The sequence below is a fragment of the Microbacterium sp. NPDC056234 genome, assembly GCF_042267585.1.
Classification (GTDB): Bacteria; Actinomycetota; Actinomycetes; order Actinomycetales; family Microbacteriaceae; genus Microbacterium.
Genome location: NZ_JBHJTE010000005.1, coordinates 77585 through 92034 on the forward strand (window position 1 = coordinate 77585; position 14450 = coordinate 92034).

15 protein-coding genes are annotated in these 14450 nt (G+C 68.6%); 3 read left to right on the forward strand and 12 right to left on the reverse strand.

What is annotated here, in order from left to right:
- Positions 1 to 135 precede the first annotated feature (135 nt).
- The 3 genes from ACFCYE_RS14120 to dapE all read right to left on the reverse strand — a co-directional run bounded on the left by ACFCYE_RS14120 (position 136) and on the right by dapE (position 2666).
- Positions 136 to 306, reverse strand: a complete 171-nt coding sequence (locus tag ACFCYE_RS14120) for a DUF3117 domain-containing protein (protein WP_264157317.1) — start codon at positions 304 to 306, stop codon at positions 136 to 138.
- Positions 307 to 399: 93 nt separating this feature from the next.
- Positions 400 to 1611, reverse strand: coding sequence for a hypothetical protein (locus ACFCYE_RS14125; protein ID WP_376179676.1), 1212 nt, complete (start codon positions 1609 to 1611; stop codon positions 400 to 402).
- Positions 1593 to 2666 (reverse strand): succinyl-diaminopimelate desuccinylase, encoded by a 1074-nt coding sequence (gene dapE / locus ACFCYE_RS14130; protein WP_376179677.1) that lies wholly within the window; start codon positions 2664 to 2666, stop codon positions 1593 to 1595. Before dapE ends, ACFCYE_RS14125 begins: the two co-directional genes overlap by 19 nt.
- Before the next feature lie 73 nt (positions 2667 to 2739).
- Between dapE and dapD the strand changes: the two genes are divergently transcribed.
- Together dapD and ACFCYE_RS14140 are read left to right on the forward strand one after the other, a co-directional pair.
- Positions 2740 to 3693, forward strand: coding sequence for a 2,3,4,5-tetrahydropyridine-2,6-dicarboxylate N-succinyltransferase (gene dapD / locus ACFCYE_RS14135; RefSeq protein ID WP_376179679.1), 954 nt, complete (start codon positions 2740 to 2742; stop codon positions 3691 to 3693).
- Positions 3694 to 3913: 220 nt separating this feature from the next.
- Positions 3914 to 5389, forward strand: a complete 1476-nt coding sequence (locus ACFCYE_RS14140; protein WP_376179680.1) for a DEAD/DEAH box helicase — start codon at positions 3914 to 3916, stop codon at positions 5387 to 5389.
- A gap of 65 nt (positions 5390 to 5454) precedes the next feature.
- Here the strand turns inward: ACFCYE_RS14140 and ACFCYE_RS14145 are convergent, their stop codons facing one another.
- From ACFCYE_RS14145 to ACFCYE_RS14170, 6 genes are all read right to left on the reverse strand, one after another.
- Complete coding sequence (locus ACFCYE_RS14145; RefSeq protein ID WP_376179682.1) at positions 5455 to 6750, reverse strand: citrate synthase; 1296 nt, start codon at positions 6748 to 6750, stop codon at positions 5455 to 5457.
- Between the two features lie 159 nt (positions 6751 to 6909).
- The gene (gene dapC / locus ACFCYE_RS14150) at positions 6910 to 8022 is read right to left on the reverse strand and encodes a succinyldiaminopimelate transaminase (protein WP_376179683.1); all 1113 of its coding nucleotides are present in this window, start codon (positions 8020 to 8022) and stop codon (positions 6910 to 6912) included.
- 2 nt (positions 8023 to 8024) lie between these two features.
- A complete protein-coding gene (fdxA, locus tag ACFCYE_RS14155) occupies positions 8025 to 8345 on the reverse strand; it encodes a ferredoxin (RefSeq protein WP_376179684.1) in 321 nt (106 codons plus the stop codon).
- 9 nt (positions 8346 to 8354) lie between these two features.
- On the reverse strand, positions 8355 to 8819 hold the full coding sequence (locus ACFCYE_RS14160) for a histidinol dehydrogenase (protein WP_376179686.1): 465 nt from the start codon (positions 8817 to 8819) through the stop codon (positions 8355 to 8357).
- A 40-nt stretch (positions 8820 to 8859) separates the two neighbouring features.
- Positions 8860 to 9174: an AzlD domain-containing protein gene (locus tag ACFCYE_RS14165; protein ID WP_376179688.1), complete on the reverse strand. Its 315-nt coding sequence runs from the start codon at positions 9172 to 9174 to the stop codon at positions 8860 to 8862.
- A complete protein-coding gene (locus tag ACFCYE_RS14170) occupies positions 9171 to 9866 on the reverse strand; it encodes an AzlC family ABC transporter permease (protein ID WP_376179690.1) in 696 nt (231 codons plus the stop codon). Before ACFCYE_RS14170 ends, ACFCYE_RS14165 begins: the two co-directional genes overlap by 4 nt.
- 93 nt (positions 9867 to 9959) lie before the next feature.
- Here ACFCYE_RS14170 and ACFCYE_RS14175 point away from each other — a divergent pair, with 93 nt between their 5' ends.
- The gene (locus ACFCYE_RS14175; protein WP_376179691.1) at positions 9960 to 10508 is read left to right on the forward strand and encodes a helix-turn-helix domain-containing protein; all 549 of its coding nucleotides are present in this window, start codon (positions 9960 to 9962) and stop codon (positions 10506 to 10508) included.
- Between the two features lie 36 nt (positions 10509 to 10544).
- On the opposite strand, the gene ACFCYE_RS14180 is transcribed toward ACFCYE_RS14175, so the two are convergent.
- The 3 genes from ACFCYE_RS14180 to glsA all read right to left on the reverse strand — a co-directional run bounded on the left by ACFCYE_RS14180 (position 10545) and on the right by glsA (position 14423).
- A complete protein-coding gene (locus ACFCYE_RS14180; RefSeq protein ID WP_376179693.1) occupies positions 10545 to 11645 on the reverse strand; it encodes a phospholipase in 1101 nt (366 codons plus the stop codon).
- A gap of 136 nt (positions 11646 to 11781) precedes the next feature.
- Positions 11782 to 13419, reverse strand: coding sequence for an MFS transporter (locus ACFCYE_RS14185; protein WP_376179695.1), 1638 nt, complete (start codon positions 13417 to 13419; stop codon positions 11782 to 11784).
- Positions 13416 to 14423, reverse strand: coding sequence for a glutaminase A (glsA, locus tag ACFCYE_RS14190; protein ID WP_376179696.1), 1008 nt, complete (start codon positions 14421 to 14423; stop codon positions 13416 to 13418). The genes ACFCYE_RS14185 and glsA overlap by 4 nt, the downstream gene beginning before the upstream one ends.
- Positions 14424 to 14450 lie beyond the last annotated feature (27 nt).

Sequence of the window (14450 nt, forward strand, 5' to 3'; positions counted from 1 at the left end):
TTATTCAACCACAACAATCCGGGCGGCCCGGTCTTGTGGTTTACACGCCCCGGCCGGCCGTGGCGGGGCCCCGCCGCGGGGGGGGGCCCCCGGCCCCCCCCCGCCCTTCTCGTCCCGCTGGATACGGGAGAGGTCTCAGGGGTTCACGACGGCTGCGAGCACGTCATGAAGCTCCTTCGCTTCGGCGTCGTTCACGGAGACGACCAGTCGGCCGCCACCTTCGAGCGGAACACGCACGATGATGAGGCGCCCCTCCTTGACGGCCTCCATGGGTCCGTCTCCAGTCCTCGGCTTCATCGCTGCCATCGTGGCTCCTTTTCCTCGGTGGTATGCATCAAGTTTATCGGTAGGGCCGCGACCCTGTGTCCGCGCTGGGAAGAATCCGTCATGAACAACCGATCACGGGATCTGCCAGAACGCGTTCCCGAGCGCGTAGACGTGGTAGATCCACACCCATTGGCCGGTGAAGCAGAGCACCAGAACCAGGAACCGGTAGCCGCGGCCGCGTGGCACGACCGCGCCCCACAACGGACTGAGCGGCACGAGCAGACGGAACGTGGAGGACTGCGGGAAGAACACCGCGAGCAGATACAGCAGGTAGCTCGCGCTCCACAGCCTGACGTCGACCCCGAGCCGGCGGACCGACGGCGCGAACAGCAGTGCCACAGCGAGTCCGGCCACCAGCACGGCCAATGCGATGAGTCCCCACCATCCCGGCATGCCCCAATGCGCGAACCAGAACGACGCCGCCTCGATCCATCCCTGGAACGGCACGAACCCGGCGTCTCCCATTCCCCACGCACGCCGCCATGCCAGTTCGGTGGCGAGGTAGGAACCGGCGTCACCGGTGACGGCGCCCGCGATGGCCTGCCAGGCGAACCCGGTCACGGTCGCGAGCGCACCCAGCACGATGATGTGCGCGATCTCGCGGCCGGCCAGCGGCTCGCGCGCGCGGCGCATCCAACGGGCGATGCCGTGCAATCCGAGGAACAACGCGAACGCGAGGATCCCCGGCCGGGTGAAGGCCATCAACGGGATGAGCAGGTAAAGGATGCCGTAGCGCCGCCGTTGCACGGCATCCAGCGCGAACAGCAGCATCATGACGAACAGCGCTTCGGCGTAGCCGACCTGGAACAGGGCGGCCAGCGGTCCTGAGGCGAAGAAGGCCACCGCCCACAGCGCCGGGGCTGAGCCGAGCCGGTCGTGCAGCAGGCGATACAACGCGATGCAGGCGAAGTAGCCGGCCACGAGCGAGATCACGAACGCGCCGGCACCCCACGATCCCAGTGGGAGGCCGACGATCCTCGCCGCGTACGCGTAGATCGGCATGAACGCCCAGGCGTTCTCGGCCACTTCCCCGGCTTCGGTCAGCGGAAGCTCGGAGGGATATCCGTCCACGGCGACCAGCCAGTACCACTGCGCGTCCCAGCCGAGGACGAAGTCGGCGATGCCGGCATCCGCGCCGTAGCGCGACGACGGGCCGGAGAGTGCGGCGGCCAGGGCGAGGAGCCCCGTGGTCGCAAGTCGCGCAACGATGTAAATCGCCGCGATGCGCGCAGCGATCGGGGTCCGAGCCCAGCGCCTCGCGCCGGTCAGGCCCCGGTGAGCCACGTGCGGAGGCCGCGCTCGACGGCGTCGATCTGGGCGGTGGGCACGCACTCCTGGTCGTGGTGAGCCAGGTGCGGGTCGCCTGGTCCGTAGTTCACGGCTGGGATGCCCAGGGCGGAGAAGCGAGCGACATCGGTCCAGCCGTACTTCGGGCGGGGTTCGGCCCCGACGGCGGCGACGAACTCCTGAGCGATCGGCGCGTCCAGCCCGGGACGAGCACCCTCGGCGGCATCGGTGATCTCCACCTCGAATCCGGCGAGGACTCCTCGCACGTGCGCCTCGGCATCCGCTGCGGTCTTGCTCGGCGCGAAGCGGTAATTGACCTCCACCTCGCACAGATCAGGGATCACGTTCCCCGCGACGCCACCGGTGATCCGCACGGCGCTGAGGCTCTCGCGGTAGACGAGCCCCTCGACGGCGACCTCTTTGGCCCGGTACTCGGCCAACCGCGCCAGGATCGGCGCGGCGCCGTGGATGGCGTTCTCCCCCACCCACGCGCGTGCGCTGTGCGCGCGCATCCCCCTGGTGCGCACGATGGCGCGGAGCGTGCCGTTGCAGCCGCCCTCGACCTGGCCGTTGGACGGTTCGCCGAGAATGGCGAAGTCCGCCTGGAAAAGATCCGGCCTGGCGGCGGAGAGCAGGTTGAGCCCGTTCAGCGCCGCCGCGACCTCCTCGTTGTCGTACCACATCCAGGTGATGTCGGCGACGGGCTCGGTCAGTTCGGCGGCGAGCTTGAGCTGCACGCCGACGCCGCCCTTCATGTCGACGGTTCCACGACCCCACAGGTGCGCGACCCCGTCGATCTCGATGTCCTTGGTCGGCACGTTGTCGTTGATCGGCACGGTGTCGATGTGCCCGGCGATGACGACGCGCTGCGCGCGGCCCAGATCCGTGCGAGCCACGATGGTGTTGCCGAACCGGATGACCTCGAGGTGCGCAAGCGTTCTGACCGCTTCGTCGATCGCGTCGGCGAGGACCACCTCGTCCCCGGAGACACTGGGGATGTCGCAGATCGTCCGGGTGATGTCGAGCGAGGACGCGGTGAGATCGAGTGCCATGCCCTCAGCCTACGGCGCGGGCGATCCACACGTCTCGACGAGGCGGTCCCGTCGTTCGCGGTAGCGTTGTCCTATGAGCAACGCGCGCACGGTATGGGGTGTCGGACTGTCCACGATCGCTTCGGACGGCACGGTCCTGGACGCCTGGTATCCGGAGGTCGGCTTCGGTGCGCTGGATGCCACGGATGCCCTGGCCGCAGTGGCGACCTGGGACGCGCTGGCCGAAACGGACGAGCGGCGCAACGTCCGCACCGAACTGGTCCAGGTGCAGATCGATCTCGACGAGGCGCCGGCATCGACCGCGGACGCGTACCTGCGCCTTCACGCGCTGTCGCACCTGCTCGTCCAGCCGAACGACCTGAACCTCGACGGGATCTTCGGCCACCTGCCGAACAACGCATGGACCACCGCAGGTCCGATGCTGCCCGCCGACGCCGCGCGACTGCGCCCGCTGCTGATGCGCAACGGCATCCAGGTGCAAGGACTCGACAAGTTCCCTCGTCTCACCGACTACGTGCTCCCGGACGGCGTCCGCATCGCCGATGCATCCCGTGTGCGCCTCGGCGCCCACCTGTCCCCCGGTACGACGGTCATGCACGAGGGCTTCGTGAACTTCAACGCCGGCACGCTCGGCCCGGTGATGGTCGAGGGCCGCATCTCTCAGGGCGTCGTCGTCGGCGCCAACAGCGACATCGGCGCGGGTGCGTCGATCATGGGCACGCTGTCGGGCGGCGGCACTGTCCGCGTCTCGATCGGCGAACGGTCGCTGCTCGGCGCGAACGCCGGAATCGGAATCGCCCTGGGCGATGACTGCGTCGTCGAGGCCGGCCTGTACGTCACCGCCGGCTCGAAGGTCGTGCTGGCCGACGGTCCGAACACGGCAGAGGGCGGCAAGAAGACCGTCAAGGCCGCCGAGCTGAGCGGCCGCGACGGCATTCTGTTCTGGCGCAACTCCGTCACCGGCGCGATCGAGGCCAAGCAGCGTGCAGGGGTCGGCGTGACCCTGAACGAGGCGCTGCACGCCTGATCGTGGACGCATGCACAGGATGGCATGCGCGCACTGGTAGACTTACGAAGTTGCCTACGGGTGACTGCGTCGTCGTCACGGGTCTCTGAGGACCGAAGCGAACTGATCCGCTCCAGCTTCCGGCTGGCGTTTCGAACGGCGAACCGAAGCGCTGATCATGCGCCCTCGCCCACCTCACACCCACTATGCGCGCACACTCGCGCGCCGATGGAGCATCTCTATGCCTACTTTCCTCGAACTCGGCGTCCCGGCGCCCCTCGCTGCGGTCCTGGCCGCCGACGGCAAGACCGAAGCGTTCGCGATCCAGCGCGACACGCTTCCGGACTCGCTCGCCGGTCGTGACCTGCTCGGCCGCGGCCGCACCGGCAGCGGCAAGACGATCGCCTTCGCGCTCCCCCTGGTCGCCCGCCTGTCCGACTCAGGCAAGCGCACGCGCCCCGGTCACCCGCGCGGCCTCGTGCTCGCCCCGACCCGCGAACTCGCGACCCAGATCGCCGCGACCGTGGCGCCGCTGGCGAAGGCCGCCGGCCTCACCGTCGCCACGATCTTCGGCGGCGTCAGCCAGCGCCCACAGGAGCAGGCGCTGCGCAACGGTGTCGACATCATCGTCGCCTGCCCCGGCCGCCTGGAAGACCTCATGAAGCAGAAGATCGCCTTCATGGATGCCGTGGAGGTCGCCGTCCTCGATGAGGCGGACCACATGGCCGACCTGGGCTTCCTGCCCGGCGTCACCCGCATCCTCACCGCGACCCCCGCCGGTGGACAGCGCCTGCTGTTCAGCGCGACGCTGGACCGCGGCATCGACTCGCTCGCGCGCCGCTTCCTCGTGAAGCCGGTCAGCCACGAGGTCGACGAGGCCAGCGTTCCGGTGGGCGAGATGACCCACCGCGTGCTGCTCGCCGACGCCGAGCGCAAGAAGACGCTCGTCAACGAACTCGCATCGGGTCTCGGCCGCCGCATCCTGTTCACGCGCACCAAGCACCAGGCGAAGAAGCTCGCCAAGGCGCTCACCGCTGCGGGCATCCCTGCGGTCGACCTGCACGGAAACCTGTCGCAGAACGCCCGCGAGCGCAACCTCGCCGCGTTCTCCTCCGATCCGGCCGACGGCGGCGTCCGCGTGCTCGTGGCGACCGATGTCGCCGCGCGCGGTGTCCACGTCGACAACGTGGACCTCGTCGTGCACGTCGACCCGCCCGTCGAGCACAAGGCGTACCTGCACCGCTCGGGCCGCACCGCACGCGCCGGCGCAGCCGGAACCGTCGTCACGGTCGTGCTCCCCGAGCAGCGCCGCGACGTGAAGGACCTGCTGCGCAAGGCGCAGATCGACGCCGCGCTGGAGCCGGTGACGAACGACATCGTCGACGGCCTCGTGGGCGATCGTGCCGACTACGTCAAGCCTGCGCCCGTGCAGCAGCAGCAGGCGCAGAGCGGCGGTCAGCGCAAGCCGCAGGGCGGACAGTCACGCGGCGGACAGGGTCAGCGCACCGGCCAGAAGCAGTCCGGCTCGCGTGCCGGAGGCCGCGGCCAGGGCGGTCGCAGCGCCGTATCCGGCTCCGCACGCAGCGATGTCCCCCGCGGGGGCTCGGTCTCCCGTTACTCCAGCGAGAGCGGGCACTCGCACGCCCCGGCATCCGGGCAGCAGGCGCCCAGCCGTCGCCGGCGCTCGCAGCGTCCGTCCGGCGCCCCTCGCGCCTGAGGCCATGTGAAAAGCCGCTTCCCGCATACGCGGGAAGCGGCTTTTTCGCTGTCCGGAGCGCTGTGTCAGCGTGTGGGGAACGGGCGCTCGGGTGACCCCGTGTACAGCTGCTGCGGGCGGCCGATCTTCGTCTGCGGGTCGAGGTTCAGCTCTCGCCACTGCGCCAGCCAGCCCGGAAGGCGGCCGATGGCGAACAGCACCGTGAACATGCGTGTGGGGAACCCCATGGCCTTGTAGATCACGCCGGTGTAGAAGTCGACGTTCGGGTAGAGGCGACGTTCGACGAAATAATCGTCCGCGAGGGCGATCTCCTCGAGCTCCTTGGCGAGGTCCAGGAGCGGGTCGCTGACGCCCAGCGACGCGAGCACCTCATCGGCGGCGTTCTTGACGAGCTTCGCACGAGGGTCGTAGTTCTTGTAGACGCGGTGCCCGAAGCCCATGAGCTTGACACCGTCCTCCTTGTTCTTGACCCGCTCCACGAAGCGCTGAACGCTCTGACCCGACTCGCGGATCTGACCGAGCATGGTCAGCACCGCCTCGTTGGCGCCGCCGTGCAGCGGACCCGAGAGGGCCTGAATACCGGCCGAGATCGATGCGAACTGATTGGCGCCGGTCGAGCCGACCAGACGCACCGTCGAGGTCGACGCGTTCTGCTCGTGGTCCTCGTGCAGGATCAGCAGCAGTTCGAGGGCCTTCGACATCACCGGGTTGACCTCGTAGGGCTCCGAGTGCACACCGAAGTTCAGCTTGAGGAAGTTGTCGACGAAGCTCAGGGAGTTGTCGGGGTAGAGGAAGGCCTGACCGACGCTCTTCTTGTGCGCGTAGGCCGCGATGACCGGCAGCTTCGCCAGCATGCGGACCATGTTGAGCTCGACGTGCTCCGGGTTGTTCGGGTCGGTCTGCCCCTCGTAATAGGTCGAAAGGGCGGCCACGGCGGATGACAGCACCGACATCGGGTGCGCCGTGTGCGGCAGCGCCGAGAAGAAGTGCTTGAGGTCCTCGTGCAGCAGCGTGTGCCGCCGGATGCGCTCGTCGAAGTCGGCCAGCTCCGAGGGCGTCGGCAGCTCGCCGTAGATGAGCAGCCAGGCCACCTCGAGATAGCTGCAGTTCTTCGCGATCTCTTCGATCGCATACCCGCGGTAGCGCAGGATGCCCTGATCGCCGTCGATGAACGTGATCGCCGACTTGGTCGACGCCGTGTTCACGAATCCGTAGTCGAGCCCCGTGTAGCCGGTCTGGCGGGTCAGCGTCGAGAAGTCGATGCTGTCGTTGCCGCTCGTGCCGCGCACCACCGGGAACTCTGCCGTGGTTCCGTCGATCGAAAGCGTCGCCTTCACCTGCTGGTCTCCCGTCGCGCTCACGCGGGCCTCCTCTTACGTCTGTATCGACCTGTTGGTCTTGCTCGTCGATTCACGGCGTCGTGCGCCGGGCAGATCTCGACCGAATCGCCTTTACAGCCTAGTGCGCACTCCGGCCTACTGTGACATCCGCCAAGAGATGCCAGGACAGGATGCCGAAATCTACAGTTCTGCGGCGTGCAGACGCCGCGCCGCCTCCGCCACGCGCTCCGTCGGTGCCGTGAGCGCCAGTCGGATGTGCTCCGCGGAGTCGTCACCGTAGAACGGCCCAGGGCCCGCGAGGATGCCGAGATCGGCCAGGCGCGCCATCGACTCCCAGGCGTCCCTGCCCTCGGTCGCCCACAGGTACAGACCGGCCTCCGAGCCGTCGATCCGGAACCCGGCCGCGGTGATCGCCGGCAGGAGCAGGTCGCGCCGCTCGCGGTACAGCGTCTTCTGGGCAGCGACGTGCGCGTCGTCACCCAGTGCGACCGCCATGGCGTGCTGCACGGGCGCCGGAGGCATGAGACCGAGGTGCTTGCGAGCGGTGAGCAGGTCGGCGATCACGCGTGAGCAGCCCGCGACGAAGGCCGCACGATAACCGGCGAGATTGGACTGCTTGCTCAGCGAGTACACGCTCAGCAGGTTCGCCCGGCTCCCCCCGGTCACCCGGGGATCCAGGACGGAGGGAATCGGCTCCTGCGCCCATGGTCCGTCCCAGCCGAGTTCCGCATAGCACTCGTCGCTCGCCAGGATCGCGCCGATCTCGCGCGCGCGACGCACGGCCATGGCCAGTTCGTCGACGTTCCAGGTGCGCCCGTCCGGGTTGCCAGGGGTGTTGATCCAGATGAGCTTCGCGCCCTCGGGCCAATCGGCCGGGTCGTCGGCGCGCAGCGCCGTCGCACCGACCACGCGTGCACCCACCTCGTAGGTGGGGTAGGCGACGGTCGGGTGCACGACGATGTCGCCTTCGCCGAGGCCGAGAAGCGTCGGCAGCAGCGCCACGAGCTCCTTCGAACCGATCGTGGGCAGCACGTTCGCGGCTGTCAGATCCGGCACGCCGCGCCTGCGGGCGTACCAGTCGACGATCGCCTCGCGCAGAGAGGGCGTCCCGATCGTCTGCGGGTAGGCGTGCGCGTCGGTCGCCTCGGTGAGAGCCGCTCGGATGAGGGCGGGCGTCGGATCGACGGGCGAACCGACGGAGAGGTCGACGAGCCCACCGGGATGCCGCACCGCGCGATCGCGGAAGGGTACGACCGCGTCCCAGGGGTAGTCGGCCAGATCGCGGACCGACACCGTCACTCCCCCTGCGGGGGAAGCGCGGCGATGATGGGGTGGTCGAACGTGTACACGCCGACCTTGGCCGCGCCGCCCGGGGAGCCGATCTCCTCGAAGAACTCGACGTTGGCCTTGTAGTAGTCGGCCCACTCCTCGGGGAGGTCGTCCTCGTAGTAGATCGCCTCGACGGGGCAGACCGGCTCGCAGGCGCCGCAGTCCACGCACTCATCGGGGTGGATGTACAGCGACCGTTCGCCCTCGTAGATGCAGTCCACGGGACACTCGTCGATGCAGGCACGATCCTTCACATCGACACAGGGCAGAGCGATCACATACGTCACTCGCCCAGTCTACGTCCCGTCGGCCGCACGCTCCTCCCGAGCACCGGGAACCGCGGTCACGAGCGGCGGCACGTCGGATACCGGCGCCGCGGACGGCGCGGCGGTCGCCGCCGTCGTCTGCGGGCGATCGAATCTCGGCCATGCGACCACCAGCAGCACGAGCCCGGCGACGAGATAGATCCACACACGCCCCCAGATCGTGTCGGCGACGACGACGGATCCACCGGGTCCGACGCCCGAGATGAGCGTCACCGTCGCCAGCATCCCGAGACCGGCGGCGAGCGTCGAGCCGCGGTCGTGGGTGAGCGCGCGGATCGCGACGAGCAGGGCCGTGCACGCGATCGCAGCGATGATCAGGCCTCCGGGCACGGGGCCCCACATGAGGCTGTGCGCGATGGTCCCGGCGATTCCGTAGATGCCGCCGACGACGGCGGCGGCGATCCAGGAGAGGATGCGGGAGAGCCAGGTGTTCACCCCGCGAGTCTACTGGCGCGGCCCTCTGCGCCCGCTGGGATCATGCAGCCCAGCCCACCCAGCGAAGCAGCGCCGCCACGGCGGCGGCGGCGAACACCACGACGAGGAAGGACTGCCGCAGCCACAGCAGCACCGCCGCCACGAGGACGGCCGGCACACGGGCGTCGACGACGATGGACTGTCCGTCGCCCAGGGTCTGCACCGCGACGAGCGCCGCCAGCAGCGCGACCGTGAGCAGATCGGAGATCCGTGCTGGTCGCGGCGCGGCCAGCACGTGCGCCGGGATCAGGTATCCGAACGCCTTCAGCGCGACGCAGATGCACGCGGCGAGCAGCACCGCGCTCCAGATGCTCATGAGCGCGCCTCCTGCTCTGCACGCTGCCCGAACCAGTTGAACCAGCCGACGACGATCGCGACGACCGCGGCGAGCAGCACGGGGATGCCGGGCATCAGCCAGGGCGTGACGGATGCCGCGACGACAGCTGCCGCCACTCCGACCGCCACGGCCTGCCGCTGTTTCAGGCGGGGCCACAGCAGTGCGAGGAACGCCGCTGCCGCCGCGGCATCCAGACCCCAGGTCTTCGGGTCGCCGAGCACGTCACCGAGGAGGGCGCCGACGAGGGTCATGATGTTCCACCCGAGGAAGATCCCGATCCCGGTGACCCAGAACCCGATGCGGCTCAGCCGCGGGTCGGTCTGCGAGATCGCGACGGCTGTGGACTCGTCGATCGTGAACTGTGCCGCGGCGGCTCGTCGCCAGAATCCACGGCCGATGATCGGGGACATGCGCATGCCGTAGGCGACGTTGCGCACACCGAGCAGTGCGGCGGAGGCGATCGCCGATGGCAGCGCCGAGACGCCGCCCGAGGCCAGCACTCCGATGAACGCGAACTGCGAGCCGCCCGTGAACATCAGCAGGCTCAGGACGCTCGTCTGCCAGACATCCAGCCCGGCCGCGACCGCGAGCGCTCCGAACGAGATTCCGTATGCGCTGGTGGCGAGGGCGACCCCGAGTCCCTCCCGCCAGACTTCGCGTTCGGCCGTCACGTCGACACCGTTCGATCGGATGAACACATGATCATCATCATGAACACCTGCGTCGGCATAGTCAAGCGAACGATCGTTTGACATGATGAACGCATGGATGATCTCCGCACGCGCATCGCCCGCACTCTGCGCCGCGAACGCGAGGCGGCGTCGCTGTCGGTCTCCGAGCTCGCCCGTCGAGCAGGCCTCTCCAAGGCGACCGTCTCGCAACTCGAATCCGGGGCCGGCAATCCCAGCGTGGAGACGCTGTGGGCGCTCGGCGTGGCCCTCGGCATCCCCTTCGCGACCCTCGTCGATCAGCAGGCCAGCGCACCGACGCTCATCCGCGCGGATGAGCTCGCCGGCGTGCCCTCCGCCGCAGCGGCGTACAGCGCGACGCTCCTTGCCGCGAGCCCGCCCGGCGCACGACGCGACATCTATCTGATCCAGGCGGAGCCGGGCGATCCGCGACGTTCCGAACCCCACCACCCCGGCACCGTCGAGCACGTGGTGCTGATCTCCGGCCAGGCCCACGTGGGCCCGACCGCAGACACCGAACTGCTGAACCCCGGCGATTATCTGACCTACGCCGGAGACGTTGCGCACATCTTCGCGGCGACCGCTCCGGGGACGAGCGCGGTGCTCATCTCAGAGCTGCGCTGAGCGGCCCCGCCGGACGGACGCCCAGGAGTGCTGAGCTCAGTACCAGTTCGTGGCCTGCGAGTGCCCCCACGCGCTGCACGGCGAGCCGTAGACGCTGTCGATGTAGCCCAGCCCCCAGGCGATCTGCGTTGTCGCGTTGGTGCGCCAGTCGCTGCCGGCCGTGGCCATCTTGTCGCCGGGAAGCGACTGCGGGATTCCGGTCGCACCAGAGGGGTTGTAGGCCTTGTAGTTCCAGCCGGACTCCTTGGTCCACAGCGATTCGAGGCACGAGAACTCCCCGTCGCCCCAGCCGTACTGGCTGGCCGCCATCGCACGGGCGGTCGCCTTCGCACCCTCGGGGGTGTTGGCGGCCGCCGCCGCGGCTGCGGCGCGCTCCTCGGCGGCCTTCTTCTCGGCCGCCGCCTTCTGTGCGGCGGTGAGCGCCTCACGCAGCGTCGCGGTCGCCGCCACCACGTCGGCGGCATCGGCAGTGACGTCGGCGGTCTCCAGCACGAGCTCGAGCGGCGCCTTCTCCTGCGTCTCTGCGGCGGCCGCGGCGAACTCGGCGGCCGTCGCGGGCGCTGTCGGAGCCGGTGTCTCGATGACGGCCGTGGTCTCGGCCGCTGCCGCGGTCTCGGCGTCGGTTGCCGACTCGGCAGTGTCGGCCTCGACGGCGACCGTCAAGTCAGCGATGTCTGCCTCGAGGATCGTGGTGTCGATCGCGGTGGTCGCGGTGCCCAGCGCGAGGCCTGACGCCGCCACCTCGGCGGTGAGCGCGGCGGCATCCGCCACGGCGGCCTGTGCTGTCTCGACCGCGACCTGCGCATCTGCCGAGATGTCGGCGAGCGGCACTGCCATCGCGACGGCACCGACGGCCGGTGCGTAGCGGTCGGCATCGGTGACGGTGGCGAGAGAGGTGAGGGCGTCGGAGTGCGCGTCCACCGCCGCGGCGGCGGAGGACGCCGTACCGGCCGTGATCGCGACGCTCAACACGGCGCCCAGCGCGATGCCGAGCACGATCGGGTGGCGGGAGGTGACGTCGGCGTGCGCGTGGGCCATGGTCGCGGCGCGCACGGACGCACGGGAAGTGGGGGCATGCAGCATGAAGGGTTCGACTTTCGGGTCGTCGTCGGCCCGGACCCCTGCGGGGCGGTTCATCGGGAGCCGTTTCCCGGGCACGAATACCGAGTCTGATCGCTCGACCTGGACGAAACCGATCGTGCGCCTGGGCATCCCGTGGCATTTCCCCGGGAATCAGGGCTCGAAGCTCCCGGGGAAGTATGTTATGCGTTCGTTATCTTCCGGCCGCCGGCGGCGAAGGGTCCGGGATCTCATCCGGCTTGTAGCGGGGCAACCGGGATGCCGGGAGGATGGCCAGCGCACTCACCCCCGCGAGAATCAGCAACCCGAGCTTCAGCGCTCCCAGACGCGCCTGCTCATTGACCTCGACGGCCGCATCGATCTGCTCCGGAGTGGCGTCCGTGGCGGCGAGCACGCTGCGCAGATCGTCATTGCCGATGAAGTTCAGATCGTCCGTATTGACCTGCTCCACCAGCGACGGCGGGATCTCCGGATGCTCGACGACAGCGCTGGCGACACTGATGCCCAGGAGGGACACGAGCAATGCGCCTGCCACCGCGGTCCCGACCGCTGACGCCAGATTCTGCGTCGTCCCGCGCAGGGAACCGACATCTCCCGCCAGCGTGGCCGGAGCCGACGTCACGAGGACGTTGAACACCAGAGTGACGAGCGCCCCTTGCCCGATTCCGAACACAATGAGTCCGAGGATCGTCGGCAGCGTCTCCCAGTTGTTGGTCACGACGAACGACAACCACACCAGCGCGGACGTGGTGAGGATGAAGCCGAAGACGCCGATCGCCCGCGGCGGGTACCGCCTGTAGAAGCGCACGACGAGCGTCGCGGTGATGAACACCGTCAGATTGAACGGCATCATCGCCAGTGATGTGTCGAACGGCGTCCTCCCCTGCACGATCTGGATGTAAAGCGGAACCGTGAAGTTCACACACGCCTCGAGCGCGACGACGATGAACATCGCGTAGACGGCCGCGCGCTCGCGCGAGGACTTCAGGATGCTGAGATCGATCAGCGGCACCTTGCCCTCGCGCATGCGGCGCCTGGTCCACCAGAAGAAGGCCTGCCCCAGCATGATCCCGACCACGACGAAGACCGGCGCCGGTGAGAGCCCCAGCAGATCGAAGGGTGCGGCGTCCGTCGCCTGGAGTGCGCCCCACGCATTGAGATTGTTGAAACCGAGCGTCAGCAGAACGATTGCCGCGCCGATGAGCGCCGAAGCGACGAAGTCGATGCGTATCGACGCGTCGCCGCGGTCACCGCGCAGGGTGAAACTGAGCACGAAGACGGCGACGGCGATCGCGAGCACGATGCCGAAGACGGGCCGCCATCCGACCAAGGTCCCCAGCGTTCCACCGATCAGGAAGGCGCTCACTCCAGAGATCGCACGCGCGGATCCCAGGCCGCCGATCGCGGTCGCCTGCTGTGCACCTCGGTAGTTCTCCGCGATGAGCGCGACGAGCGCGGGCACGATGATCGCCGCGGATGCTCCAGCGAGCGCCTGACCGGCGATCGCCCATTCCACACTCGGAGAGAAAATCATCAGCACCGAGGACGCAGCGAACAGCACGATCACGATGCGGAACATCAGGACCCAACCGATCCGCTGCCCGAGTTTCGCTCCGGTCATCACCAACGCGGCGACCGCGAGACCGTAGACGACGATCGTCGAACTGACGACGGTCGGCGGCACGCCGAAGTCTTCAACCATCCCTCCGAGGGAGATCGGAAGCGCAGCGACGTTGAACGACATCAGCACCTGGGCGAGGAACAGACTCACCATCGGCAGCCACGATCGCTTCGCCTCCACGGCGACATCGGCGGGATTCGGCGAGGTCATGCTGACTCCTCATCGGTGGGGACGGATGCGAAGAGATTGAGTCCCAGCGACCGGGAGAGGTGGCCGATGGCGAGCTGTGCTCTGACCGAGTTGCCGGCATTGTCCAGCCGCGGGGAGAACGCGGCCGCCGCGCCCTTGCCAGGAGACACGGCGACAATCCCGCCGGCGACACCTGACTTCGCCGGAAGGCCGATCTCGAAGAGCCACTCTCCCGAACGCTCGTACAGCCCCGTCGAGGCGACGACGGCAAGCGTGTCCCTGCACACGTCCGCCGATACGACCCGTTCACCTGTGACGGGATTGACGCCGCCGTCGGCCAGCGTGGCACCCATCACGGCGAGATCGTGCGCGGTGACGCTGAGCGCGCACTGCCGCGTGTAGATGTCGACGACGTCGTCCGGATCGTCATGGAGACGGCCATAGCTGACGAGCAGACGTCCCATCGCCCGGTTGCGGTCGTTGGTGTCGGACTCCGAGCGGTACACCTCGTCGTCCAGGTCGAGCTGACGCCCGGCGAACGCCGACAGACCTTCGCGGATGCTGTCCCATTTCTCGGACGCCGTGGTGCCGGGTACCAGTGCCGTCGTGGCGATGGCACCCGCGTTGACCATCGGATTCATCGGATGCCCGCCATTGAGCTCGAGCGCCATCAGCGAGTTGAACGGGAGACCGGTGTTGTTGACGCCGACGATGTCTCGCACGTGCGCATGGCCGTGCTCCTGAATCGCGAGAGCGTAGATGAACATCTTCGAGATCGACTGGATCGAGAACGCGTGCAGTGCGTCCCCCACGTCATGGACACCACCGGCGACGTCGATGACAGCTATGCCGAACAGGTCGGGGTCAACCTCGGCGAGCACAGGGATGTAATCGGCGACAGTCCCGGCGTTCTCCACCGAATAGCGGTCGTGGGCCTCGTGCACGAGGTCATCCACGCGCTGCCAGCCGGGCAGTGCTCCCGTCGAGACGGTCTGTGGAACGTTCTGGAACGGCGTCGGATCCACGCTCTCCTCCTCACACGGAACCGCCCC

Coding starts and splice junctions, on each gene's coding strand:
- ACFCYE_RS14165 (WP_376179688.1), bottom strand. CDS start 9,174: ATGAGCATCTGGAGCGCGGTGCTGCTCGCCGCGTGCATCTGCGTCGCG.
- ACFCYE_RS14180 (WP_376179693.1), bottom strand. CDS start 11,645: ATGAACCGCCCCGCAGGGGTCCGGGCCGACGACGACCCGAAAGTCGAA.
- dapD (WP_376179679.1), top strand. CDS start 2,740: ATGAGCAACGCGCGCACGGTATGGGGTGTCGGACTGTCCACGATCGCT.
- dapE (WP_376179677.1), bottom strand. CDS start 2,666: ATGGCACTCGATCTCACCGCGTCCTCGCTCGACATCACCCGGACGATC.
- ACFCYE_RS14185 (WP_376179695.1), bottom strand. CDS start 13,419: ATGACCTCGCCGAATCCCGCCGATGTCGCCGTGGAGGCGAAGCGATCG.
- ACFCYE_RS14175 (WP_376179691.1), top strand. CDS start 9,960: ATGGATGATCTCCGCACGCGCATCGCCCGCACTCTGCGCCGCGAACGC.
- ACFCYE_RS14120 (WP_264157317.1), bottom strand. CDS start 306: ATGGCAGCGATGAAGCCGAGGACTGGAGACGGACCCATGGAGGCCGTC.
- ACFCYE_RS14140 (WP_376179680.1), top strand. CDS start 3,914: ATGCCTACTTTCCTCGAACTCGGCGTCCCGGCGCCCCTCGCTGCGGTC.